At 58.5% G+C, this 26832-nt stretch carries 16 protein-coding genes, 1 tRNA gene and 1 pseudogene; 9 read left to right on the top strand and 9 right to left on the bottom strand.

Annotated features, from left to right (window positions below; all coding sequences use genetic code 11):
- Positions 1–47 precede the first annotated feature (47 nt).
- Positions 48–1109, top strand: coding sequence for a tyrosine-type recombinase/integrase (locus tag LC039_RS22355; RefSeq protein ID WP_226628388.1), 1062 nt, complete (start codon positions 48–50; stop codon positions 1107–1109).
- Between the two features lie 22 nt (positions 1110–1131).
- Here LC039_RS22355 and LC039_RS22350 read toward each other — a convergent pair.
- The 4 genes and pseudogenes from LC039_RS22350 to LC039_RS22335 form a co-directional block, all read right to left on the bottom strand.
- Positions 1132–1249 (bottom strand) — tRNA-Arg (locus LC039_RS22350).
- Complete coding sequence (locus LC039_RS22345; RefSeq protein ID WP_226628386.1) at positions 1237–2289, bottom strand: tyrosine-type recombinase/integrase; 1053 nt, start codon at positions 2287–2289, stop codon at positions 1237–1239. Before LC039_RS22345 ends, LC039_RS22350 begins: the two co-directional genes overlap by 13 nt.
- Before the next feature lie 399 nt (positions 2290–2688).
- Positions 2689–3039, bottom strand: a pseudogene (locus LC039_RS22340) (IS5/IS1182 family transposase); the annotation flags it as partial.
- A gap of 120 nt (positions 3040–3159) precedes the next feature.
- Complete coding sequence (locus LC039_RS22335; RefSeq protein WP_413463855.1) at positions 3160–3411, bottom strand: ATP-binding protein; 252 nt, start codon at positions 3409–3411, stop codon at positions 3160–3162.
- 371 nt (positions 3412–3782) lie between these two features.
- Here LC039_RS22335 and dcm point away from each other — a divergent pair, with 371 nt between their 5' ends.
- The 6 genes from dcm to LC039_RS22305 are packed head-to-tail and all read left to right on the top strand — an operon-like array spanning position 3783 to position 10066.
- Positions 3783–4856 (top strand): DNA (cytosine-5-)-methyltransferase, encoded by a 1074-nt coding sequence (gene dcm, locus LC039_RS22330; protein ID WP_319003741.1) that lies wholly within the window; start codon positions 3783–3785, stop codon positions 4854–4856.
- 10 nt (positions 4857–4866) lie between these two features.
- Positions 4867–5328, top strand: a complete 462-nt coding sequence (locus LC039_RS22325) for a very short patch repair endonuclease (protein WP_226628385.1) — start codon at positions 4867–4869, stop codon at positions 5326–5328.
- A gap of 20 nt (positions 5329–5348) precedes the next feature.
- A complete protein-coding gene (locus tag LC039_RS22320; protein ID WP_226628383.1) occupies positions 5349–6977 on the top strand; it encodes an ATP-binding protein in 1629 nt (542 codons plus the stop codon).
- Between the two features lies 1 nt (position 6978).
- Complete coding sequence (locus LC039_RS22315) at positions 6979–7815, top strand: HNH endonuclease (protein WP_226628381.1); 837 nt, start codon at positions 6979–6981, stop codon at positions 7813–7815.
- Positions 7816–7829: 14 nt separating this feature from the next.
- A complete protein-coding gene (locus LC039_RS22310) occupies positions 7830–9635 on the top strand; it encodes a DEAD/DEAH box helicase (protein WP_226628379.1) in 1806 nt (601 codons plus the stop codon).
- Complete coding sequence (locus LC039_RS22305; protein ID WP_226628377.1) at positions 9632–10066, top strand: EcoRII N-terminal effector-binding domain-containing protein; 435 nt, start codon at positions 9632–9634, stop codon at positions 10064–10066. Before LC039_RS22310 ends, LC039_RS22305 begins: the two co-directional genes overlap by 4 nt.
- A gap of 53 nt (positions 10067–10119) precedes the next feature.
- On the opposite strand, the gene drmB is transcribed toward LC039_RS22305, so the two are convergent.
- Genes drmB through LC039_RS22290 form a run of 3 tightly spaced genes read right to left on the bottom strand, consistent with a single transcriptional unit; the run spans position 10120 to position 17313 of the window.
- The gene (gene drmB / locus LC039_RS22300) at positions 10120–11880 is read right to left on the bottom strand and encodes a DUF1998 domain-containing protein (RefSeq protein WP_226628376.1); all 1761 of its coding nucleotides are present in this window, start codon (positions 11878–11880) and stop codon (positions 10120–10122) included.
- Entirely contained in the window at positions 11877–15017 is a 3141-nt protein-coding gene (locus tag LC039_RS22295; RefSeq protein WP_226628374.1) for a helicase-related protein, read from the bottom strand. The genes drmB and LC039_RS22295 overlap by 4 nt, the downstream gene beginning before the upstream one ends.
- Entirely contained in the window at positions 15007–17313 is a 2307-nt protein-coding gene (locus LC039_RS22290; protein ID WP_226628373.1) for a UvrD-helicase domain-containing protein, read from the bottom strand. The genes LC039_RS22295 and LC039_RS22290 overlap by 11 nt, the downstream gene beginning before the upstream one ends.
- A gap of 106 nt (positions 17314–17419) precedes the next feature.
- Here LC039_RS22290 and LC039_RS22285 point away from each other — a divergent pair, with 106 nt between their 5' ends.
- Together LC039_RS22285 and LC039_RS22280 are read left to right on the top strand one after the other, a co-directional pair.
- Positions 17420–20359, top strand: coding sequence for a hypothetical protein (locus LC039_RS22285; RefSeq protein ID WP_226628372.1), 2940 nt, complete (start codon positions 17420–17422; stop codon positions 20357–20359).
- On the top strand, positions 20356–23142 hold the full coding sequence (locus LC039_RS22280; protein WP_226628371.1) for an SNF2-related protein: 2787 nt from the start codon (positions 20356–20358) through the stop codon (positions 23140–23142). Before LC039_RS22285 ends, LC039_RS22280 begins: the two co-directional genes overlap by 4 nt.
- 683 nt (positions 23143–23825) lie before the next feature.
- On the opposite strand, the gene LC039_RS22275 is transcribed toward LC039_RS22280, so the two are convergent.
- Complete coding sequence (locus tag LC039_RS22275) at positions 23826–25181, bottom strand: site-specific integrase (protein WP_226628370.1); 1356 nt, start codon at positions 25179–25181, stop codon at positions 23826–23828.
- Positions 25174–26832 (bottom strand): tyrosine-type recombinase/integrase (locus LC039_RS22270; RefSeq protein WP_226628369.1); only part of this gene is annotated, 1659 nt, incomplete at its 5' end. The genes LC039_RS22275 and LC039_RS22270, both read right to left, overlap by 8 nt.

The raw sequence follows: 26832 nt of genomic DNA, 5'->3' as shown, positions 1-26832 counted from the left end.
TCACAGAATTCGGAAATCGGAGAAAACACATGCGACGGGGTGCTCGATTGAAACACCTGAACCGGTCCGGCACGTTCCGCAGCGGGAACCCCCGCTTCTACTTTCGGCCCAAGGGGCAGAAGGGCACGCCGATGCCCGACCTGCCGATTGATCACCCGGGCTTTCTAGCGGCCTATGTCGCGCTTGCGGGTGAGCCGATCAAGTCCAAGCCTGAACCGCGCACCGGCACGATAGGAGCCGCTCTGAGGGCCTTCAGGGCCTCCGACCGCTTCCTATCGCGCGCCACGTCCACACGCGGCGTCTGGCTGCGCTTTCTGACCGAAATGGAGGACACTTGGGGACGTTCGATGCTGGCCGACCTCGAGACGCGCCACATCCGCAAGGACCTCGCACGCTTCGAGCCCCATCCTGCCAACAACCGACGGAAGGTCTGGCGCGCGTTCTGCAGCTGGTGCGTTGATGCTGGCCTGATTGATGACGACCCCGCGGAGAAGGTCCGGCCACGCGCGACACCGAGAACCGAGGGACATACGCCTTGGACGCGCGAGGATGTCGCGGCATTCCGGAAGCACTGGGCGCCGAGCACTGCTCAGCGCCTCGCGTTCGAGCTGATGCACCGGACCTGTGCGAGCATCGGTGACGCGTGCGTTCTCGGGCCGGGAATGATCCGCGATGGTTGGCTGACATACACCAGGAAGAAGTCCGGAAGCATGGCCTCCTGCCCAATGGGTGCCGATGCGCCGGCTTGGTTCGAACACTCAGAGGACCTAGCACGGGCCATCGCCGCGCAGCCACAGAAGCACATGACCTACATGGTGACACGCGCCGGGCGGGTGCGCTCGCACAAGGCTGCGGCGCAGTGGTTCAGCCGGGCATGCGACGACGCCGGACTGCCGCGCCTGTCGGCCCACGGCATCCGGAAGCACCGGGCAAGCGTGTTCAAGGAGAATGGCGCGAGCGCCGAACAGCGGATGGCAGTTCTGGGGCACGAAACCGAGGGTGAGGCAACTCGCTACAGCAAGAGCGCTGACCTTCGCAGGACCATAGAGGGAACAGAAAGTTCCAACTCATCCGAAACCGGTTCCAACTATCGCGCTGAAACCAGTTAAAACATGCGATTTTTGAGGAAGGTGGCGCACCCGATAGGATTCGAACCTATGGCCTCTGCCTTCGGAGGGCAGCGAGCGTCCGAGAGAAAAAATAACGTGGTCAGTAACTTACTGACCACGCTTAGTATTACTGTTCTCGCCCTGTACGGATAGCCTGCATGATTTTTCGCTCTGTGTCTTCAGCGTGTGCGTACGTTTCCAAGAAGAGCTTGTCATCTTTCCAACGCCCGTATTCAGTACACGTCTTCACATCCACTCCCTGCCTCACAAACATTTCCGTTGCGAAGCCGTGCCGGCCAGCACCGTGCGGAACCAGCCTAACAATACCAGCTCGTGAACATGCACTGTTCCATGCCTTTCGCGGGCCATCTTTCGAGGCATAGCCAAACACCCTGAGGTTGTCTTTAGACCGTTTCCAACCTCTCGGGACACGAGGCTCCAACTCCGCAAGCAATTTCGCAAGCTCAGGTGAAATCACGAGCTCAACTTCAGCATGGCCTTTGGCAGCGGGGATCTTCACAATATTCTTGGAGATATCAGAAAGATGGCAAGGTCCAAGCTCCGTTGCTTGGCCAATCCTTGCAGCTGTCTCGAACATGAAGCGAGCAAGTACATAGACGTTGTGTGGAGCCGCTTTTTCGAATTCCCTCAACCACTTCCAAGACCCTGGGAGCTTTTTCTGTCGACTCTGTTTCCCTCGGAACTCGTCTTGCTTTTGGCGCTCAGCAGACGTGAAACCTTTAAAATGCAACGGCTGACAGCGATTCTCCTCACAACCTGCATTCGCGAGCTGCTGCAGTGGGACCACTATCCACCTTTTCCAAGTATCCGTGGATGCTTTAGGAAGAATTTCTCGGCATATCTTAACGATACGGGCGCGATTAATTTCATCTATACACACATCACCCGCCTTTTCGACAATTTGAATTAGGTACCTCGCACTCTGAGCGTCAGTCAGTACGAAAGTGGCGGCTTCAGCAACGGTCAACGGCGGGAGTATTTCACCGAAGTGATGCCGCTTTAGTTCGCTCTCCGTCCTTTCTTTGATCCAGTCGTATGCGCCTGAGATTGTAGATGAGCGAGTGCTCTCTCTGATATATTTGGAGACCGCGCGCCCGTTGAATTCAACGGTGCCTTTGGCCCAATACACTTTTCCTCTTTTGTATGGCTCGAGCGGCATGCTTCCTCCATGAAGATTTTATCAATGTGTTCAGGGAGAAGGATCAGATCGCGACCAATCCGCGGGAAGCCTCCGATACGGTTGGCTTTCTCGGCGAGAGAACGCGCCGAAATCACCCGTCCGTGCATCGCAAAAATTGCGACCCACTGTTCGGGGGTTCGCCCTTCACTCAAGAGCCGTGGTAGTGCGGTTGGATGGTTGATCGTGTCCTTCATGAGGAGGACATCGGTACAAACAACCAAACTGCATAATTCGGTTTGTTCCTCTGTTTCGAGCGATCCCGAGCGAGGGCCACAATGAGAAACTTACCGATATTGAGGAAATTTTCGGTAAGCACGTCACACAAGACATCGATTTAGCCGAACTTGAGCAAGGCTATGCGCCGGCGATGAATGCCTGCTAACGCGTGTTCCGGGCGGTACATCCCCCGAGCAGGCCCTCCAGCCACGCGAGGCAAATGAGCAAGAGGGTTCTCAGGTAGGCCAGGAGCTTGCGGAAATTGTGCCCGCAGCCACACAGGACGGCGAAGATGGCATCGCTGGCGCCCCCCTTGAGCGGGCAGCGTGCAAGGCGACTATCCATCTTCATGTGACCGATTTCCGGCTGGATTGCTCTTCGCCTTCGGCGTTGGGCCTTCAGCGGCTCGGTCATCCCGTGGCGCATTCCGGAGATCAGGACACGCGTTCTGGTTACGCCATGACCACAGTAGCCGCGATCGACAACCGCAAGGTCGGGGCGGCGATCGATGAGCTGGCAATGGCGGAGCAAAAACCGGCCACGGGGCGGCGCAAAAGCAGACCACCTTATTGCGCGCTTGAGCCCGCCGGGAGGGCGTAGCCCAAGCGGCGGACTCAAGCGCGTCGCGGTTTTCTATGGGGTACGACCGGAGTTTCGAACCAGGCTTTTGGCGAGCCTGTAGCTCTCGCCATGCACCCTGAGGTTTTTGACGTGGTGGGTAAGGCAGTCGAGGAGAGCGCCGGTCAGGCGCTCTGTTCCGAAGGTCTCGGTCCACTCGTCGAACGGCAGGTGCTGGTGGTGATGAGCGTGGCGCCCCGGCCCCGCTCGTAGCGTTGCGAGATCATCTCTGAAGAGTAGCTCGGCTCCGGTTCTTGACAGAGGCACGAAGCCCAGCTCATCGATGAGCAGTTCTCGGCCCCTTCCATGGCGGTGCCGCTTGTGTATTCCGAGCCATAGCACGTCGGGAAGAAGGGCTCCTTTGAGGGTATGGCCACGCACTATCCCCCATGTCTTCTGCGCCGTCGGCAGTCCAAGCGAAGCTGATCAGAGCGGGACATGAGCCGACAGAGATCAACTAAACGTTTCCCAAGTGGCAATTATGATCGCTCCGTTTGTACGTCGAATTCATCCTTCACGATGTCACCGCAGCTTGGACCGTAGACGTTTTCTTAGTCGCCAAGCTGAGCTACAGGTAGTAGCGTCTGAGTTCTGCAGCCCAGGTTTTCGTATCTGGCACATTCTTTCGGAGGGGTCGCATGACCAGCATTTCGCGCGGTTTTTCATTCATCGACCTGTTCGCAGGGATCGGTGGCCTGCGTATTGGTTTTGAGGCCATCGGCGGCAGGTGCGTATTCACGAGCGAGTGGAACAAGTTCTCACAGCAGACCTACAGAGCCAACTTCGATGACGGTCATGAAATCAACGGTGACATCACGAAGGTCGATGAGCGTGACATTCCCGCTCATGATGTCCTGCTCGCCGGTTTCCCCTGCCAGCCGTTTTCCATTGCCGGGGTGTCGAAGAAGAATTCGTTGGGCCGTGCCCACGGGTTCGCGGACGAGACCCAGGGTACGCTGTTCTTCGACGTAGTCCGTATACTTCGACATCACAAGCCGAAGGCCTTCCTTCTGGAAAACGTCAAAAATCTGCTGTCCCACGACAAGGGAAACACTTTCCGGGTTATCATGCATGCCCTCGACGAACTCGGCTACGACGTCGACCACAAGGTGATCGATGCACGTCACTGGGTTCCGCAACACCGTGAGCGTATTTTCATCGTTGGCTTCCGGCGTGACATGCCAGTCGCGTTTTCTCTGGACGATGTAATCCTGCCCGATGGGCCCACGCCGACCTTGGCAGACATTCTCCATCCACAGGACGGGTCGGAGACTGTTGAAAAGCCCTACACCACAGGCGCCCTCGCCAGGGTTGCCGACAAGTACACGCTCACCCCAAAATTGTGGGAATATCTCCAGAATTATGCTGCAAAGCATAAAGCTGCAGGAAACGGTTTCGGCTTTGGACTTTGCGAGCCACACAATGTCTCCCGAACATTGAGCGCGCGTTACTATAAGGACGGGAGTGAGATCCTGATCGCGCAAAATTGCGGCACGCCTCGACGACTGACGCCGAGGGAATGCGCAAGACTGATGGGATTTGACAGACAAGGTTCAAACCATCCGTGGAATATTGTTGTATCTGATACTCAAGCATATCGTCAGTTCGGAAATGCCGTAGCGGCACCCGTCGCCATCGCAATTGCAGACGCAATGGCCCCTTGGTTAACCAATACAGTGGCACTGCGTCCAAAACGGGGACTGCGTGCCTGAGAAGAAACCAATGACCCGATCCGCCATGATGGCTGGTATTGGAAGCAAGAACACGAAACCGGAACTTGTAATACGCAAAGGCTTGCATAAGTTCGGTTTTCGGTATCGTCTGCATCGAAAGGACTTACCAGGAAAACCGGACATCGTTCTGCCAAAATACCAATCAGTGATATTCGTCCATGGATGTTTCTGGCACGGCCACGAAGGCTGTAGTTTTTTCAAGGTTCCAAAGACGAACACAGAATTTTGGCTGGCAAAGATTAGGCGCAATCAAGTCCGTGATGCTGAAGTCCAAGCAAAACTGATGGAATCGGGTTGGCGCGTTTTGACAGTATGGGAATGTGCAACTCGACGTGTGCCAGAGGTTCCCTTAACAACTGAGGTTGCAGATTGGCTGGCTGGGTCCGATTATGCAGGCAATATTTCGGAGCGGGATTTCTTTCCTCCAACGGATCGCATCGACGCTCAGTAGTGACCTGAAAGAGAACGAGTATGCACGACCTCATCAACGATCCGAATGCCGCACGCCTCATCGTCGGGCTTCGTGACACCGGTTACAACGTCAAGACCGCGGCAGCCGACATCATCGATAACTCAATCGCGGCCGGAGCCAATGCGGTGAACATCAACATCGAGTTGATGCACGATGGGCGGAAGATCGTCTATTTCGGTGATGATGGTCAGGGCATGACCCGCCATGAGGTCCGCAATGCGATGCGCTATGGTGCTGACAAGCGGTCGGACGCCAAGAGCCTCGGGAAATTTGGCTTGGGGCTGAAAACAGCTTCGAGTTCGGTCTGTAAGCGTTACAGCCTGATTTCGAGGAAGTCGCCCGACCAGGAACTGGCCAAGCTGACCTGGGATCTCGAACATGTCGAGGCACAGAACATCTGGGAAATGCTCGATGATCCGGTGACGCCCGATCAGGCTGATATGTTCGAGGAACTTTGTGGCGAGACCGGGACGCTCGTCGTCTGGGAAAACTGCGACCGTATCCTGTCCAAGGATTACGACCCAGGCTCGAAAGAAAAAGCCGCAATTAAACGGCTGGCCGAAACCTTGGGAAAGCACGTCGCGCTGGTCTTTCACCGGTTTCTCGATACATCTGACGAACGCGAACGGCACGTTGCCATCCGGATCAACGGCGCCGATGTTCCTGCGTGGAACCCATTCTATCCGACTCGCTCCGATCAGGTGCTTGCAGAATCGAAGCAGCGGATCCTTGTTGAACTGCCTGATGGCAGCGAAGCCGAAGCCGGGATAAAGGCGTGGATTCTGCCTCACCGCCGCGACATGACAAAGGAAGAAGAAGCCGAATTCGCGCGCATTTCGAACCGGGCGCAGGGCTTTTATGTCTATCGCGAGGGGCGCCTCATTCAGGATGGTGGCTGGCTGGACGTGTTTGGCGCACCCGAACCCCATACTTCACTCCTGCGTATCGAATTCGACTTCACCCATGAATTGGACGAAGCCTTCCGTATCGACGTGAAAAAATCTCGCATCCTGTTCCATCCGGAACTTGAAGACGGACTTCGCGGCCTCCTGCAACCTGTCTACCGTGAAGCCGGAAACAGGTATCGCCGCATCACCCGCGACGATTCCAACAAGAAGGCGACGGTCGACCACGGGAGTTCAAACAAGAACATCGCGGCAACGGCGAACGTTGCAAAACCGCAAGTGGCCTGCACAGACCCGGCGCGCCAAACCGTGGAGGTCAACAACCGGCGTGGTGTCAAGATCCGGATCAAGGTGCCCGTCCAAGATCACGTCAATCCGGATTCGATCTACGTCGAGGCAGTTACGACCATCACCAGTGGGCACCTATTCGAGCCGGCGTACCGCAGCCCTGGCGTTTCGGATCATGTGCCGGGCGTTCTTCTGAACAAGCATCATGACTTCTATCAGAAGATTTACCAGCGCGCTGCAGCCAGCGGATATGCCGTTGAGGGCATGGACCTGCTCCTCTACGCCTTCGCGATGGCGGAACAGAACAACACCGATCCCGAACTGGAGCCGGTGTTCGAGGACATTCGCGAGGAGATATCTTCCAACCTCAAGAAGCTGCTCCGCAACCTTCCAGATCCTACGTCGGTGGAACTGACCGAGGTTGACGAAGACTGAGATGCTGTCAGCCCGCCAAATCCTCATCCGTGAAGAACTGGAGGCCGGAACCGGCGCGGCGATCAGCATGGCTGTCGACGGATCGAAATCGCGGACCGGGCTGCGGATCTGGTTTGCGGACATCGAGGAGCGGCACGGCCCCGTAGCCGAGCTGCGTCCATACGGTCTGAAGGGTTTCGCTGTAACGCTGGGTTTTGGCGCATTTGCGGGTGAGGTCGTGCGGCGGATCGCCAATGCTGGGTCCGAAGATGTCCGCCTGGCGCGGGCCCTCGTCTCATCCATCGACAGCTCTGTCGAGGTCGAAATCCAAGGGCAGGACATGGCCGACTGGAAGATTACTTCCGGAGACTTCAGGATGACGGCCACGATCCGCAACCTTCCGCGTGACCCCGAGGTCGCCCTGACAGAAGTCAGCCGCGACACGATCGTGCCCATGATGGCTGCCATGGCCGAACTGATCGGATACGACGTCATTGATGAGGACGATAATGGCGGCGTGCCGGAATACGAAGGGGCAGAACTCGTCTCGACCGTCAGACGCCGGGAACGTAACCCCCGCAACCGGCTCCTGTGTATCAGGCTGCACGGTGAAACCTGCGCCTGCTGCGGCCTTGATCCGCGCGAGACATACGGCGCGGCAGGCAGCATCATCGAGGTTCACCATCTCGAACCTCTTTCGCTACTGAAAGAACCGCGCCCCTATGACCCGGCACGCGACCTCGCGCCCCTCTGCCCGAATTGTCATCGCGCCGTGCACACGCGCCGTCCCGAACCCTGGTCGTTGGAGGAACTTCTCGAATTGATGGCCGACCCGATGGGCAAGGCTGGTGTCCTGTGAGCACACCGACCGACATGCCCATCACGTTCGATGAGGTTGTCGCAGAATTTGGCGACCGGTTCAGCGTTTCTGAGCGGGTCCTCGATCCAGCCCTCCGGATCGGCAATGGCCCCGTGCGCCTTGCCGCACGGCTGGGTGGCCTTCGGATGCTGCGTGGCACCCAAAGCTTCATCGAGGCTCCCTCACCCCGCCACGCCTGGGTGCTCGATGGCAAAACGATCAGGCCTCTGCCCCAAGATACGCCCGATCTGGTGGCCGAAGTCCTCGAAGGAGCCGATCCGCAGGATATCCCGTTTGCCTTGGGCGTGAGGCTCACCCGGGAACTGAACGATCTGATACAAGTCGAGGCCGACCAAGAAGTATTTCGACCTGGCACGGTTGCGGCGGACGGTCTTGGCTCGGAAATGTCCATCCCCGGCCTGGACGCGAAGCTGTTTCCCTATCAGGCCCGAGGCGTCCAGTGGATGTGGCAGACCGCCAAGCGGACCGGCGGCCTGATCCTCGCGGATGAAATGGGCCTTGGGAAAACCCTGCAAATTATCGCGCTCCTGATGATGGATCCGCCTCCGGACACTGCACCGGCGCTCATCGTCTGCCCGACAAGCCTGATTGCCAACTGGGTCCGCGAGGTCCGCCGCTTTGCACCGTCGCTCACCATTTTGGTGCATCGAGGTGCGTATCGGGCCGGCATTTTCCGCGACCTGCAGGTCTCCTCCGTCGTCATCACGACCTACGACACCATGGTAAACGACATCGCCTTGCTCTCGTCCTTGGAATGGTCTTGGGTGATCTGTGACGAAGCGCAAGCAGTCAAGAACCCGGAGTCCAACCGTCGTCAGGCACTGGCCACCATACCGCGGCGCTGTGCTATCCCCATGACAGGAACACCGGTCGAGAACACTCTTCTCGACCTCTGGTCGCTGATCGATCTGGCGGTCCCGGGTATGTTAGGCCAACGGAGCGTCTTCGAGGTTGAATATCCTGACACTGTGGAAGCCGCTCATCGGCTGGCACAGCTGACCGACCCTGTCATCCTGAAACGGCGGGTCGTTGATGTGGCAGGCGACCTGCCCGAACGGATCGATGTTGAGCTGCCGCTCTCGCTCGATGACGAGCTTGCCCGGCAATACGAATTGGTCAGACAGACGACCCTCGAGAAATATCCGGTGGCCGGGGCGCTGGTTGCAACGCTGCAGTTGCAACTGTTCTGTGCCCACCCATGGCTCAGGAGCGCAGACGACGCGCAAGGCGACGAAAATGCCGACGTGGTGAAAAGCGATACCGTACCACTGATGACGCCGAAGATGGAGCGGGCCGTTGCGCTATTGCGCGAAGTATTCATCAACCGGCGCAAAGTGCTCGTCTTTGCTTCCTTCAATAGGCTCGGAGACCTCTTGAAGGAAGCCGGTCATGACCTGCCTGACGCATGGTGGGGTGCCATCAACGGCAGCACAGCTCAGCAGGAGCGCCAAGCCATCGTCGATGAATTCTCGTCCATAGATGGCCCAGCCTGCCTCGTGCTCAACCCGCGCGCTGCAGGTGCAGGCCTGAACATCACCGCCGCGAGAATCGTCATCCACTTCACGCCCCTATGGAATCCGGCACTTGAGGCACAGGCCAGTGCCCGTGCGCATCGCCGCGGCCAGACCGAGCCGGTCACCATCTACCGCCTCTTCTACGCGGATACGGTCGAACAAGTTATGATCGAACGTTCGGCGTGGAAAAGTGAACTCGCAAACGAAACCGTGCCTGTAGCGATCCGTGACGCCGAAGATCTGACCCGGGCACTCCAAATGACTCCCAACGGAAAGTCCCGATGAAGAAATTCCTGAAGACCCTTAGCGCCAATGACGTCGGTTCAACGGGTGCCCACATGGGCGGCATCCTCATCCCGAAGGGCGACAGCGAGCTTCTGGCATTTCTCCCGCACTTGGACCCCAACGAATACAATCCGAGCGAGTGGATTATTTGCGTAACCCCCGATGGGCGCGAACTTCGCCTGCGTTACGTCTATTACAACAACCGCTTCCACAAGCCGAAAGGGACACGGAATGAATACCGGATCACGCACCTGACAAAGTTCTTCAGGGTCGAAGGCGCAAAGGAGGGCGACTCTTTCGAAATATCCAAAGAAGACGGCGCGACCCGCTACCAGATCAACGTCGTCAAAGCACCGCAGGAACCCGACGAACCAGCCGACGATGGCCCCGTCCGCATCAAGATTTCTGCCGGCTGGCGCCGCGTGCATTGACTCTCCGCTGACCGGAAGACCGGCGGCAGGAGGTCAATGCTCGATCAGCTTATTCATTCGACCAGATTTTTGAAAAACGAAAGCGGTCCGGCACTCAACAAGCTCCGGTCAAGAAAGCCATTCCAAGCCTCGCAGCTGGTTTCCGGAAGGAAGACACAGTTATGGCACGCTGCGTGATTTCCGTTCGAGCCACTCCGCGCCATCCCTTCGGAACAAAGCGGATCAGCGGAGCAAAGTTCATGGTCCGCCAGCGCCTGTAGGACCAGTTGCTCCATGCGGGTCGGTCGGGCCTGCCGTGAAAGCCCGCCCATCGTTCCATCCGCATCGGGCGTTGAGGTGTAGATAAGCAATCCAGCCATATCCGGCCCGACATAAAGGCGCTCACGCAAGGCGCTCGAGGAATACCCACTGTCGAGAGACAGGCGAGCGATCAGTGCGTGCGCCAAAGTATGGATTAGCATGTACCGGGCATTGAGTTGTAGCGGCGCACCATCCACCTGTTTTCCTTCAGCACGAGCGGTCTCAATGTGTGTCTGGATCAAGCCGGCAAGATGTTCGACAACATCCGTCCGGCTCTCCCACTCTGAAACAGCGTCGAGATCCAACGACAGGAAGATACCTTCCCCATGCATGGCAACGGCTGGCAACCATGACAATCCAGATCGAGACAGCGGCACCGGATCCGGCTTGCCACCGACCTGCGCCTTCAGCCTCGTGAATCCGGTCAGGGCACGCACTTCCCGAAGACGTTCCACCGACGAAATCCAAGTGATCATCCCTGACAATGGGGCTGGCACAGGTTGCTGACGGTTCAGCAGGGTCATCGCGCTTTCGTCCGACGCAGAAGTATCCGTCAGCAGCATCCGGAACTCGTCCAACCGCAGGTCTCCTTCGGCTCCCGAGTTATCTTCCTTCATCTCCCTGTAAAGACAGGCGATTTCTTCTGCACTCTCAGCACCGTCCCAAGTCGGTAGGATTTTCTTCGCAATAAAAGCGACAAGCGTATCCTTATCATCAAAGAAATCGAGCGTGTCCACGAAGTCAGAAATCTTCTCTTTGAAGGTCACCTTCCAGTCAGGAAGGGTAATCGCGCTTTGCTCGATCGAGAAATAGACATTGCTCGCGCCGCGCTGCGTGATCCGCGGCGGAGCTTCGCATCCCAACTGGCGACCACCAAGCCAAGGCCTGCCGCCGCCGCATCTGTGTTTCGGAATGCCCTTGGGCGAGAATGCCTCGGCCATCGTACGCGCGGCATCGCAGGACTTGCAGGTCAGTAGCAGTCCCCCAATACCCGCGCCGACCGTCTTCAAAGCCAGGATCGGCCGGGAACACCTGGCCTCGTGCGTCAACCAGGAAGCCCAAGGGAAATCATCGAGATGCCCATTCTCGCAAATGGCAACAAAGCGCACGGGTACCACGGCAGGCTTCCCACGACATTGACCGCAATGCAGACTGTCGCCGTTTCGCGACGGTGCCCAATGCTGTGAACGGTTGATGACGTGGCACTCTGGACATGAAAGCCAATCCGGAAAACGTTCTATCGGAAGCACTCGATCTCTGGTCTGACCGTCCTTCAGATAGGTCCCGACTGGGGGCGCCCGAAAATGGTCGACTCCCAAGAGCGCTTCAAGTCGCGGTTCGCGTACCACATCCTGCTTGAAACCGCCTTTCGTGTAGGCCTCCCACGCCTCCAAACCTTGCATGACACCTGAAAGCAGTGCTCCGCTTCCCGGTAGACGGAAATCGACGATCGCCCCCGGACCGAAGGTCGAGATGATCTGGCTGCGGCGGATGCTGCCGACATTCTTGCTCATTGGATTTCCTCAACGTCCGACGACGCAATTTCTTTGATGACGAATTCTGTCGAAGGCTCGACAGCGCGCAGCGTTCCTGGAGTGGCCCGTGCGAGACCTTTGGAGAAGCCGGAGGCATTGGATGTCGCCTGTGCATCCGCTGAAATCAGCAGAGCGTTGTCCGACCAGTTGTCCCAGTATTTTGGCAGCGCGCCGCGGCGAAGCCAGCGCATCATGAATTCCCCAAGTTCGCGACGGGCAGCATCAGCCTCACCCGGGTCTACGTTGGAGATCCGCTGACATATCACATCGATCAGTGTGTTCAGCTTCGCCTCGTGGCTCGCCGCCACAGCTGGCGAGTCCAGCATGCCCGGCACCAGATGCCGCACCATTGCAACGAACGGGGCATGGAGTGCCTTGTCCCGCGCCCTCGGTGCGAAGGGCGTCACTCCGGTTGCCTCGACATCCCGATAGAGAGCGCCATGCCAAGTCGGGAAGGTCTCATAACGGCTTCGGTCCCGGGACTTGCTCGCATTATAGAGCGTGACGACAAGTCCGGGAACGCGACCGCGACCAACGCGGCTTGTTGCTTGGATGTATTCAGCGATGGTCTTTGGCTGGCCATTGACGAGCATGAGGCCCAGACGCCCGACGTCGAGACCGACCGAGATCATGTTTGATGCCAGAACGACGTCTGCCGCCCCGTCGCTGTCGCGCGTTGCATCCAGTTCCAGGAGCTTTTCGCGGATCTCGTCCGACTTAACTCGGCTTGTCAGTTCAGTCGGCGGATGAAGATGACGCGGCTGCTCGTGCCGTCGTGCCGAAACCAGTTCGATCCCATGCGTGACGTCGTCCTGCATGATGATCGAGGCACTCCCGAGTTCGCGCAGCGAATTGAAGTAACCGACAAGCGTCCAGTAGTAATCTTCCTCTGCACCGGAAAACGACTGATCAGCAGCGCCTTGGAGAAGAGATGATGCAATCGCCTGATAAATGTAGCTACCGGTGCGACCCGCCGTTGTGACGCCCAGATACAGCCGACCCGGGCTGTCCTGCTCGACACAGGCAAAGCCGGAATTGGCATGGTGCAATCCCGGTGGAGGGAATTGCATGACGGAGCGATCGAACAGGTTCAGCACCTGATCCGCTGCGCGCCTGATCGTTGCAGTGGAGCCGATCACCTTCGGGCGCCGTCCGTCCCGGGTGCACAGTGCGTCGATTGCGGTTTCGAAAAGGCCCGCCATGCTGCCCAATGGCCCGGAGATGAGATGAAGTTCATCCTGAATGATCAGGTCAGGCGGTAACCGACCGGCATCGCCAAGCCCGAACAGGCGACCGGTTTCCTTCTTTGTGACAATCTGAACGAATTTGTCCGCAGTGCCCAGGAGCAGTGTCGGAAGTTCGCGGTAGATGTCTTCGTCGACCGTCCAGAAAGGAAAGTGGTTGCGCGCCTGCCCTGATTTGCATCCGGTATCACGGCAGCATGCATGGATCCGGTCACCGGTGGACGCGATGTCCCATTCAAGGTGCGAACCGCAATCCGGGCAGTGCTCGATCTGTGCAGGTGAGCCAGTCTTTTCCGTTTCGACAACCCAGTTCGGAGTCGTGTCCCTCCCGACCCAGAGCCCGATGGAAATTGGCGCGCCTTTCGCGAGTGACGAAGGTATGTCGATGCCGGGGCAGTCGCAGTCTCCGGTCCGCAGCAGATCACAGGCAAGGATCATCGCCGCTGCCCGCTGGAATTGCTGCGCCGTCAAAAGGCGCAGCGTGTAGCGCATCAGAACGGTCACACCTTCCGTTTCTGGCCCACCTTGCTGACGGCGCAGGAAAATCGTGTACGCCGTCAGCAGCAGGTAGGCCTCGGTCTTGCCCCCCCCTGTGGGAAACCAGAGCAAATCCATCACACCACGATCAGTGTGATCCCTGTCCCCTGTCGACGCCATGCACAGCAGCACGAAGGCCATCTGAAACGGGCGCCAGACCAATGGGGCAATCTTGGAGTTTCGCTTACGCTTCCATTCGTTCTGCTGCCAGAGAGCGCGATTGGCGAGCCGGAAAGCGATGAGTTCGGGACCATCCTTCCGAAGAAGAGCCACACCCTCTCTCATCCTGCCGGATGCTTTGCGACACTCAGTCAGATGTCGCCGCGCCGTATCCTGTAGCCCAGATGGCAGTGCAGCAACCTCAGCATTTCGAGCAGAAATCCATTCGTCGTAGCACGCGCAGAGGTCATCGAGTGCCACGCAAACATCGCCAGAGGGCGCGATAGACAGCCACTCGGAGCCGAGGGCCCCCTCAAGCTTTGTCGCGACGAGTTTCGCAAAATGCTCCGGATCACCCAGCGGCCCCGGCGATCTGACCAGCTTTGAGGGCAGCCACTCGGTCGAGAGGCGAACCGTTCCATCCGGCATTTGCTCACTGCGAATGGAGCAGGTATGCCCGGCGCCATAGTCGGGAGAGTCGCGATAAAGCAGCGCGGCCGTAGCGCGGTCTTCATCGGGCATTCGCTGCATGGGATCTGGACGGGGCACTATGACGCCAAAATCTGAATCAGCGTCGACGCAGAAGCCAACCTGATGCAGATTACCGGCATCCCGTAATCCGGGTTCGGGCTTCTCTGGCGTCACGTTCCTGTTCAGAAGAATAATCGTCACGAGATAAAGGTCGCCATGTTTGCGCGTACGCAACCAGAGCGCCAGATCCGGAATACCCGGCACATCGTATGCCCCATCGCGATCACCAGGCAACTCGATGGAGGTACGAGCGCTCAGCGGTTTGCGTATCCAGTCAAAGCGTGGGCGCCCGTCGTCTGAGGTGGCACGGGGTCGGACCTCATACCGGGCCGCCGAAACATCCACGTTGAGCAAGACGTTTTCGCCATCGTTCGAGCGTACGGCAAACGACAATCCCGCCGAGCTCGGGCGGAAGGTATCCGGCGGCACCCGGGAGGCTGCATCGTCCTCCTCGTCGGAAACAAGAACCGCGCCCTCCGTCTCACCCACGCCCTGAGGATTCTTCTGGGCGAACAGAATACCTGTCATGTAGATTTCCGATGGGCTGTCGTGCAGAACCTCATCATCAGCCAAGGGACCCATGAGATCCTGCCTGAGGCGTTCGATCATACGCTGGCGCGCGACATCCGCGTCGTTACTGGTCATCTTGATTGTCCTCGTTCTCGGCGCCTCGCGCGACGCCCTGAAGCACCGGCAGCAGGGTCACCGATTGAATTTTGCCATCGCTCCGACGGTCAACTACGGTCGTGGCCCCGACGACGCGCAACGTGCCGACCGCGAGGCCGCCCCGGGCAGACTCGATGTAGTCGAGGTTAGCGGCCAGCGGGCTATCGACTTGCGCCAGCGGCTCACCACTGTCCGTGAAAAGATGCCAAGGAGCCCCGTCATCTGTTTCACTGCGCCGGAACCCACAACTCGGCTGCCGGAATGCGGCCTCCCAAACTGCCAAGGCCGGAGCGATCCCGGCGAGGGGCCGCAAACCGTCTGATCCGGAAAGAAGTAGTCCTCCACCGTTTCCGCGCATCCATCTACCGCCATTTTTTCCAGGCCGAACAATTCCAGACAGTGCCCTGCCCAGATACAGGTGTGCTGATGCTCTCGTCGCCCCGACGAACAGAACGCGAGCTTCCTCTCGCCAATCGACATCATCGCCGGTCGGAACTGGCGGCAGCATAAGAAGCACGTTCGATGCTTCCCGTCCCTTCGCACCATGAATGGAACCAAGCAACGGACCTGCGGTGCCGACATGATCGCGTGTGTGTCGCATCGGCTCCCGCTCTACAGCTTCCGCGATGTCCTGAACACGAGCAGTTGGTCCACTCCCGAGGGACTGAAGGTCAGAAAGCACGTCCTCTTCGATCAGACCAAACGGCGCAGGATGAAGGTCTGCAAGTCGCCGCCGGACGTGCTCAAGCCGGATTGCGGCCCCGGCACCAAGACCTGCACAGATCGCGCCCACCAAAGGATCACAAACGGTGGTTTGACCCGCAAGTTTTAGTCGGTGCGCGCGCGCAGCGCGCGTAAGCCGAACTGACGCCGCCTCGGTTGCGGCGCGGCCCCGGAATAGGATCAGGCTGTCATCCCGCCATGGGAAAACCGGTCCGGTCAGACTTACGCTCGGGTCGGTCGCAACATCTTCGAGCATTTCCCGAATTTCGAGATAGATCGAACGAGGATCACCATCGACATCCAACAGTGCACGCGCTTGCGCAAAGAACCTCCTCAAGCCGTCCGATTTCGTCCGATGGTTTGCCGTCAGGGAACGGTCTTCCCAACCGTTGCCGCGTTTGAGCTCGGCATGAAGTGAGCCTCCGCCTCCTTTGTCACCCGCCCACGATCCGTAGATCGCCTGTGCTCCGTCACCCAACACCGTGACGCCAACGCTCGTTGGCAGCGCATCGATCAATGCGCGGCAAAACATATGCCGCTCTCCAACGATGTCCTGTGCTTCGTCGATCACCAGATGGGAAATACCTGCAAGCAAATCCAGCATCGCCTGCTCGCCGCCGGCGATCGACTTTCGAGCAACTTGGATAATCCGCTCGTGTCCACCGGAAGGCGCATTCCCAAGCGTGGTCACCAAGTTCCACGCGAGGGAGTCAATCGTCCCGCATATGACGCCACCGGAGTAGGTATGTTCAGCCAGGGCATGCGAGATGCGACGGCCCACCTCTCCAGCCGCGACGCGGGTAAATGTGATGAGGCGAATTCCAGCGGGCGGCACACCCTGTTTCACAAGATGGATGACACGTTCCGTGGCGGTGTGCGTTTTGCCACTGCCCGGCCCGGCGGTGACGATCTGCCGTGCGCTTGCGGGGCGCTCGATCACCGCGGTTTGCGATGGATCTGCAGCATTCCCCTCTTTCCGCGGCAAAGGAAAGTTCTCCCTGAGCCAAACAGATGCCTCTTCGGGAATAAGGCCTTCAGGCACGACGCCTGCAAGGCAGAGGGCGCGCGCCGCTCCGTCCGACAAAATTGCGTCCAACGACCAGACACCCGCGTCCAGAATTTGCCAGATACCAACAATGTCCTCATTTGAAAGCTCGCCGGCCCAGTCCAGGAAACTGGTAACATCAGCAGGCACAACATCCGTTGCCCGCAACAGGCCATGAGTTTCACCTTGAGACGGATCGCCCCCAAAGAGGATGCAGCGATCCCCCTGAAACAGCACCGACACCGATCGCCGTTTCACCAAGACCGTGTCACCGTACGATTTGCCCGAGCCAAGATCACCACACGCGATCAGCACTGACACGACAACCTGTGCCTGCAGCTTTGCTGCCGCCTCCGAGAAGCCATCGGCCATGGCGGCTGCTTTCAGCCCTGCGATTGCCCGAGATGCCGGCACTGCCCCCAGATCATGGACATCCCTGCGCAACTGAGCGGCGAGCTTTTGACAAGGGACAAGGGCGTCCATCATGTCGACTTCAGTGTTTTGCATTCCGCGTTGTACTCGACCCAAAGTAATAACATGCCTATTGAAAATCACCGCGAACCGCTTCAAGCATGTAGCACCATTACTGGCGCCTGCGTGACGAAATGAAAAGATGAATGAGTTGTTTGCAAGTGAAAATCTGCTGGCGCAGACTTTTTCTGACCTTTCCCGGCAACGGGATGGCGGATCCATCTACCTGATCGAACATGGGCTCGCTCGCGACGAAATCGAGCAATTGCTATACCTTGTCAGCCATAGAGCTGGTTTGTACCAATTTGCCAAGCGGGCATGGCAGGACTTCGTCCTATCGCTTTCCGTAATCGTGACCGAAGTCGGCTATGAATATAGGGGGACAGGGACTGACTTTTGGCCATTGGTTGAGTCAGCACTCAAGGTCGATATTCCAATTCCACAACGAAGCGGAATCTCTGACCTGTTCCGGGATTGCGCCAGACAGTTTGGGACCGCGAGACCTCTCGACGATGGATGGTCTTCAGCCTTTCCACATATTGCATGGCCCATCCGCAATGCCATGGTCCCTCGCGAGATCCATGGCCCCTTGGCACGTCTCGTCAGAGAGTTCCTAAGCCAGACTCGCAATCTCAGTGTAACCCGCGCCACGCTACCGAGCCTGCGGGAACTCGCCCGGGGTTTCGGTTCGCGAAGGCTGGAGTCTTGGCTGCAGGATGACGACCTTGCGCTGGCGGTCATCGGCCATCTCGTCTCAGGACGGACAGGCGACTTGGGCATAGAACCCAGTTTCCTCCAGCGGCTCACCTTGGACTTGCGCTCCGAAAGTGAGGTCCGGCGCCTCGAACGTGTCATCAAGGCAAGACGACTTGCGCAGCATCAGGGGGTGGAGAGTCTTCCGAGGGCGACTTATGAGCTTCTACTTGATGATGCCGAAGCCATAGGCTTGGCGGTGAGAGGCCCGAGCCTCACCCCCGCCGAACTCGAGGCCGTTAGGGCAGAAGTCGATGCCCCGCTGTCGAATTTGACGGTTACCGTCGGTGCGCGATCCACGACGCTCGAGCGTTTCCTATGTGGCGATGCAGTCTTTGTAGGACGTCCGATCGGAGCAGTCCCTCGCCCGATGGTCAGCCTGATCAACGCCCCCGCCTGGCTGGAAGCTGTCATCATTCCCGCGGCGGGGCTGCTCTTTCGAGACGAGGGCGACGACGGCTATCAGACGCAACTCCGACCTACTGATAAAGTGACTCCGGGAGTTTCCTTTTATGTGTTGAAACTGGAAGGGCTGAACCCTGATGAGTGGGGAGACGGACTCTACCATTTTACAAGCGGAACGCCGGAGGGGGATACCGTCTTGTCCCAGCATGGGATCCATGTCGAAGCGGAACCCTTCGTCGACTTCCTCGGTGGCCTGACCCTTCGCCATGATGGTGCCACCGTGTCTCAGGCTTCGGGACGGCCGGTTAGCGCGCGTCCGAGGACACCGGTTACAATCTCTGCAGAGCGCCTCGACCAGTCGGAAAGCATCGAGTTCCGTCTTCCCGACGGCCGATGGCACCAGTTGCCGATGACCGAGGGGATCTGGACACTGTCGCCGCTCGACACCTCTAAGGTTGCGCCGATCGACCTCGTTTTTCGTGACATTGAACCGCCTGCCCCCGTACGCCTGTCCCTCCAGCCAGATGAAGTCGGCCTCGCAGAAATTGCGCGCGGCGCCGGCGCGCTGCATCTGTCGACCCCGATCACTCTGCATGATGTGGACCTCGACATCACGTTGAGTTCCAGTGACGGCCAGACCAGCGCCGCGCGAATCCGCGCGCCGAGTTCGCCACTGAGGATCGCATTCGACAGCCCGGAATTTGCCGATATCCGGTCCGCAGCCCGTCTTTGGACCGGGGGCGGCATGCACGCTCGTCTGCAGGTCTGCGCAAACGGGCTGGACACCCAATCCTGGGCACTGGCAGCTCCGGAGCCAGAGTGGAAATACGATCGTCGAAGCGGAGAATGGACCGCCGAAGGGCAAGGGGCGCTGGCGTCACTGTTCTGCGATCCCTTGACCTCGTGCGCGGCGTTTGTGCCGACCGAAAAGTCGTCTGTCGCACTGTCTTCGGGATATGTACTCCTCCGTCCCACAGGTAGAGGTGATGGGGCCTTACGCAGTTGCATTATGGTAGAACCTGAAGCTGGCGCGGCACTTGACAGTATCCCCCACGCCGCAGCAGAACAAATTCATCGTATAGCGGACACTCAAGGAGATGCACGCGGCCTAACTGAAGGCATTGAAGCTTATCTCAGCTGGAGCCTCGCCTCGGCTGGAACCGTAATGGGTGAAGGCCTCCGCTCCAGCGTTCGCCGAAAGCTTGAGGATCGGCTTGTCGCCGCACTCTGCGGCGATCTCTGGATGAAGACGGAAAAGGCCTGTCGCGGACTTGGGACGGGCTTTCACCGACGGCTGGTCACCGAAGCCATGAAGGTCGGCCTTGTCTGTGACACCACAGCCTTCTCGCCGCTGAATGACGATCAGAAGTACGCACTCTCCGGCTATCTTGAGGACTGCTTCCGCCGAATATTACCCGCACCAGATCTAATCGTCATTCCCGGCGGAGAGATGTGGCCGGAAATGGACGATGCCGTTCTCGATGCGTGGGAGCATCTTTCTGAGAAAGCTATGTCCAAAGGCTCTGCTGAGCTCGAATTCGATGCTGGCAACGCTGATGGTGGTTGGCAGAGAACCGTGGCGCGCGCCCGTGAGGCGGCCCGCCTGCCCGAGCTGTCCGCACTTGTGCTGCCCTCGCAGCGCGCGCAAACCCTCGAACGTCTGTCATACGAATCCAGTCACCAAGACGACCTGATTGCCGCCCTCGTGTCCAGCCATGTCGATCTTCAGTCCCGAAGTGGACGCTGGATCACGCCCGCCGACCTGCGCGCCTTGCTGTCACTTTTCCTCGCCCCGGAACGGGTGATGGATGATCCTGAATGGCGAGGCAGACTGCTTCGCTTCGGCGCGGACCGTTTTACCGCACGTGCCGTCCGGTATGTTGCCCTGCGCTATCGTGCGACGACAAATGTTGGCCTTTCATGAATACCTTTCACCTCACCCAATCCGGTTTTCATGCGCTCGAACGCCTCGTCGCAGCGGAATCTTGGGAGATGGGTGGAGCCCTCGGCGTCGCAGCCGACCCGTACCCCCATCAGATCGCAAACCTTCGCCGCATCCTTGCCGACACGGAAATCCGTCACTTACTCGCTGATGAAGTTGGCATGGGCAAAACGGTGCAGGCCTTGATGATCCTCAATATCCTGCGCAGGCGTGACCCGTCTTTGCGGGTCGCAATCGTTGCGCCCGAACGCATCTGCTATCAGTGGCAGGTCGAGCTTTCGGCGCGTGGACACATATTGGCCCGCATCCTGACAGACGCAGATGAAGAACAGGAGCATCCCGATGGGGAAGGCTATGTCCACCTGATCAAGGCTGACATGGTTCGCAGGCAACCGGCACGCCCCTCGCCGGAAGACTATGACATGCTCATCGTGGACGAAATCCACGCCATGAATCTCGAGGATGCAGCTTTCCTTTCCAGCATGTGCCGTGAGCGCGGCGACTCTCCACGGTTCAGACACGTCCTGCTGCTGACAGCAACGCCACGGCTGGGCAATCCTGCATGGGCGCGGGCTGTCATTGGTGCGATCGAACCAGAACGCTCCGCAATAGCCAATCTTCTCGGGCGCGAGCCCCTCGAATTCCTTGCCGAAGAGGCTGCTGCGGCACAGGCGCGCGTGACGGACGGCACGCTCTCCGCCGCGGCCTACAGGGCAGCCTTCGCAGCGGATCGCCGTATCCTCCGTCAGACCAGGAGCCAGTGGCCAGGCATTGCGCCGACACGAAAAGTGTACACGGTCCGAACCGCGCCCTCTGATGCCGAGATGCCGAAGATTATGCTGCAAAATGCGGCCTGCCGCGACGGCCGGAACACCGAGATAGAGTCAGCGCCCTGGTCCCAGTGCCGTCAGATGTTCCGGGCTGGACCAAGCCTGCGCGCCGTGCTGCACCACCGAACCTTCTCGGTGCATCCGGAGCTGCGTGACGAGGTGGAAAGCATCCTGTCGCGCAGCCCCGGAAACGCGCTGTTCGACGACCTGTGCGACGTGCTGCTCGGCTACTGGCACAAAGATCCAAAGCGGCGCATTATCGTCGTCGCCGGTGACACGCCCACCGTGGACATGCTGGAACGGCGTCTGTCAGAAATGTTTCCGCACCTCTCTGACGACGGCATTGCAACCATGCGTGGCCGCCACAACACAGATCTGGTGGATGTCGTGGGTGCCGTTCAGAGCCAAGCCACGGTCCTGATCATGGAGGAGTTTGTTGAAGCAGGCCTCAACCTGCATAACTTCGCCGTCGACATGATCTTCTACAACCTGCCATGGCAGGCCTCGCGTATCGATCAGCTCATCGGCCGCCTTGACCGCCTGCGTTCCGGCGGGCTCAGCGCATATATGAAAGACAGGACCGTTGGCACGATCGGCATTTGGCGAATGGTTGTCGCCGGCTCGGCTGATGAGAGAGTTCTCGAGGCCCTCGACCTCCTCAACGTATTCGAACACCCGCTACCTTACCTCGACGAAGCCTTGTCCCAACGTATTGACAGGATCATCACCGAGGCTGCAGCCGGTAAAGCTAACTTCAGACAGGCTGCCTCCGAGCTGAAAAACGAACTTTCCTTCGGCCTAAATCAATCTGGAGACAGCATCACTTCGCTTCAGCCCGATAATCCTGATGAGATAAGAAAGATCGTCGACAACATTCTCGCATCGGAATGTGTCGGAAAGGATTGGTTGCGCCTGTTGCATATCAGTGGCGCCCTGAAAGGCGGCTTTCCCAAAGCAAACGATGGCGAGCCCGTCGCAACACTGTCTTTGCCGCCACAGTTAGAGAATTGCCCCTACACTCTCGGCGCGATGACGACACACGAGTCTGAAGTTTTCCGCTGGCGCCGGGATCAACTTGGGAAGTCACCAAGAAAGGATGTTCTCCTGCCAAAGGATCGCCTCGGAAAACGGGCGCGCTTCTTTTCGACCGGAGACGAATTACACGATGACTTGGTTTCTCAGGCATATATTTCTTCGAAAGCCGGGATGTTTTCGCCGATCCCAGTTGGCGTCCACCTGTCTGACGAAAGCCTGACTACAGATCTGGCCGGGAAAACACTACTACTCGTTCGTAGCGCCTGTCGGCCCTCATTGCTGAAAGAAAAAAAGCTCAAAGCGCGCGACAACGATGCTCCAGCCGTGCGAATAGGACGCCTTTCAGACCGCCGGTGGATTTCCATCCTTTTTCCCGACTGGGTACGGACGCGCAGCCTCGTGATCTCCGATGATGGGGTGACCCATGTCGGCACCGCCAAGATCATCCGAGCCCTGCTAAGCGGAGACTGCACCCCGACTACTAACCGCCAGATACAAAGGACGATTTCGCCCTTCCGCGAAGCTCAGAAGTTTGTAAAAGAGCTGGAGCGGGAGATTATCCAGGAAGAGCGTCTTCGGCTTGCAGAATCGCGGGAAGAAGCGCGGGTCGCCTTCTCAGACAGGCACCAGATCTTAAATTATGAAACCGAAACCTATGTTCGATGGAAGCAGATGAGCATCGAGCATTTGCGTTCACGTAATATCCAAGACCAGCAACAAATCCAGATGACTGAAGGGCAAATCGCCGCCGAGCAGCGCCGCATGACGACGCGAATTGAAGGAATGACGGATCGGTTGAGGAACCTTGAGGACCAGCTTTCGGGCCTCGCCAACTACTCGGCTACAGAGACCTTCGCCATCTTGGTGAGAGTGCTGCCGCCCGCCCACCTCGGGAACTGAAATTCTGCCCGAAGCAGCGGCGGAAAGCAGTCCTTACCTGCGGCTGTTCAATCAAAGTCCTGATGTTATGCTTGCGCACCGCAAGGCCGTGACGACCGTAAAGGCGAGCCAAGTCATCGAGAACCCTTCGTTCCCTATCTCTCCTCTGGTTCATCTCGCCAATTGTTAGGTCTGAGAACAGCCTGGTAGTGTGCCGGCGAGCGGTCGCGGAGGTCGTGTTTCATAGGCTCGAACGTTCGGTCCAAGACCTCCTCGATCTCGTCGCTGGCGTTCTTGGGATTCTCTACCATGAGGTGGTGGCCAGGATACCGGATCCACCTGTATATCGAAAGAAAGACGCTACCAGTGCGCAGCATTTCGGGAGGCATAGTGATCATCCTCCACCACTTCATTTACCGAATAAGATTCTTGAACCATATGATGTCAAACTCGATCGCCCACTTAGTCTCCTGGAGAGAAAGACATGGCAACTCCACCGCACTTTTTCAGCCAGAGTATCACTCCCATACAATAGTTATAACTCCTCGGCTCAGGAAACAGCGACCAAAGGTAGGTGCAGCGGAGTGTGGAATAAGTTGAAAAGGGTATCCCATCACCCCGTGCGGGTGATCATCTACCCTTCTCAACCACATTCGGAATTACCGGAAAATAGAGCAGCTTGCGGAGAAGCGCGAGCCACCGGATCACAAGACAAGATCGACGTTCGTGCCCTTCATGGCCGCGGCCAGATCCGCAAACTCGCGCGCGATCCGCACCCCTTCCGAATGGTCGTAGTGGCGCTGCGTCGTCCGCAGATCACGGTGTCCGAGGAGAGCTGACGTCAGTACACCTCCTCTCTCCATCTCTTCCGCAGCTTCAGTTGCAACGCTGTCGCGGAAGCGATGAACCGAAATCCGCACCCCGAACCTGCGAAGGGTGACATCTCCGATATGACGTCCGATTTGCGCCTCAGAGAGGCCCTGTCCCGGCGCGATCTTCGACGGGAAGAGCGCACGGCCGTCATCAAAGATCGGCCGGTATTCAGACAGGTACTCAGAGAGCGCCTCCCACAGGTCCGGGTTCTGGATCGTCTTCGTGTAGCTCTCCCGTCGCTTTTGAGCCTCGGGCAGTTTGAGGACCGCCCCTGGGAGATTGATCGAGATCGATGGAAACTCATCAAGTTTGATGGTTGCATCCAGTTCAAAAGCTGACAGCGCCCGAGCTCGCTGCGGGAGCGCGACAGCCAGCGCGATCATCACCCCATCGCGAAACGTCAGCGCGGCGCACAGACCCCGAACCGACGCAGCTCGGGCTTCCTCCGTCAGTTCGAAGCCCAGAGCATAGAGGTCCCTCGCGGCAATCCGGCCTGTCTTGGTCACAGCAACCGTACTGGCCGCAGCAATCCGATACTCTCTGATCATGAAGGCGCACCCCGGTGCCTGAAAGCCAGGAGCAATCACAGTGGAATATCCCGAGTAGACCCGCTGCAAGTAGCTGTGGATCGACCTTGCCGAAACCTCCTCGGCGACAAGAACCTCCGCAAATTTCTGAAATCCTTGGCCTGACGGCTCCAAGTCATGTCCAGCCAGCACACAATGGCGATGCCATCGTGCAAGTGCGCGAGAGACCGCCGTTATATGGCTTGCACTCCAAGTGACGGCCCCACGCCGCCGCCGGCGGTGGTCACGCGAATGCACAAGCACGCCGCTGAATTGCGACCTCCACTCCTCCGGCAATGCCGCTATGGCGACCTCGGCACGATCCCATTGCGAGAGGCGCACACCCTTTTCACCCACCCGAAACTGCCTCAAAACCGTCGCAAAAAAGGATGTGTCGGAAGCACCCCAAGCATGAGCCGCGGCGATCTGGAGCCAAGCGAACTCCGCATATGCGGTCGCCCTGCCCTTTCCGGCCACCAGAGCCTCGAGGTATGCTCTGGCTTCCATCCTTGTTGGTACGCGCGCGCCATCCTCGCGAAACGCCAGAAATGCCTTCAGCGCGGCGCGCGCCGCGCTGCCCGGAGTCTCTGCCAATTCGCCACAGCCCAAGAGTTCACGCACGTCGTCGTCCCCACTCCCCCGACCGCCTTGTTTCATTGATGTATTCCTGCCATTGATCAAGTGCGAGATCTTCATCGATCTCCGCGTAGTAATCGAGCGTCGTCTGCAACCATTTGTGGCCCAGTAACTTCTGGACCGCTGGAAGCTTGTCGGGATTGTCTTTCAGCCAGATCCAGCCGATGAGATGGCGATAGAGATGAGGATTGATCGGCACTCCCGTTACCCTTGAGACCCGCCGGCTTAGCCGCTGCAACAAGCCACCGTACCTTCCGCTCTCGTTGTTCCCTGAATAGCGCTGAGCGGGAAACAGGTACGGATTGCGAGCATCTCCCGCCTGAAGCGCAAGCGGACGCAGCCGATCAACGAACAGGCCCATCCGCTTACTCGCCGTCTCAGTGAGCGGGATCACCAGGTCCCGATCCTCGGCAGAGCGCATCTTCACCTCAGCTGCGGGGACGACGATCCGCGCGCATGCTCCTGTCCAGCGGATCCAGTCGAGCCGAATTCCGACGACGTTTTCCGTCCTTGGCGCGCGTGCAATCAGGATGTCGTGCGCAACGGCTGCCATCACGTCCCTGATCATCTCCGCGTCGTAAACATCTGCCAAGTTTAGGGTGCTGTGTCCCGCCTTGCGAAGCCGCTGCTTTGCTACCTCCGCCCGGCCATTCACGTCCGAGATGATTTCGTCGGATGTTCCGAGAAATCTCAGGATGCGGGCTTTGGTAAATGCTTGAAGCTTTGCCTTGTTCCGCGCGGCGACGCCCTTGTGCCCGGTCTCAAACTCTTGGATGAGTTCAGCGAGTTCGCGAATTTCCTCGGCAGGCCGCGTGCAATAACCGACCGCAATTTTGCGGATCGCTTTCAACACCGACGCAACGTAGTCGCTATGAAACGGGTTTCCAGCGTTCGCATCGCTGAGGGCATCCGCGATGCCGCCAACGACCTCAGGGTCCGTCAACTCGTGGATGCTCTCAATCAGATAGCCGCTGTCCGACATCAATGCCTTAGCCGCAGCGACCACGTATCCGCGCCGCGTTCTCAGCGTGGCTTGTGACCAGCGCCTATCCGCTGGCAGGTATCCCTGCCGAAGCAGTGTCTCATTGTGCTCAGACTTTTCCTGCGGCGTTCGATGCCTTCCATTCCTGCGCAGAAGGGCCTTCTTCCCAGTCACGGCCGCGCCGGCGTGGGCATCAAGTCTCTCAAGAAAGACACTCAGCAGCTCACCTTGGTTCGACATTTGACCCAGGGCCCATGGGGCAACCCGATCGTCGAACTCCTGCAAGAGCGAAACGAGGGCACCATCGGATACGCCATACCGGTCACGGGCGTCCATAAAGGGATGCGATACCGCGACAAACCCGCAATCCGCGAAGTCTTGGCGCGCGGCCAAGGTCGTCACGAGCGTTGCCATTTCCTTCACATGACGGCGGGATTTTGCCTCACCTTTACAGGAGCTCTCGAGACGATATTCGTAATAGTCCCGTAGCGTCTCTGTCGTGATCTGGCGCGGCTCGATCCGCCGATCAAAGAGGAAGACGAGAAACGATCCGCAGCCGTTCTTTTGATACAGCGGCAGGTCGCTCTCACGTACGCGTTCATGAACCCGCTTCAGCGGCCCCTCAATATCTGCGACACCACGCCGGCGGTTTCG

The organism is Alloyangia pacifica, assembly GCF_020524285.1.
GTDB lineage: Bacteria > Pseudomonadota > Alphaproteobacteria > Rhodobacterales > Rhodobacteraceae > Salipiger > Salipiger pacificus_B.
This window is presented reverse-complemented; position numbering and strand designations above follow the sequence as displayed.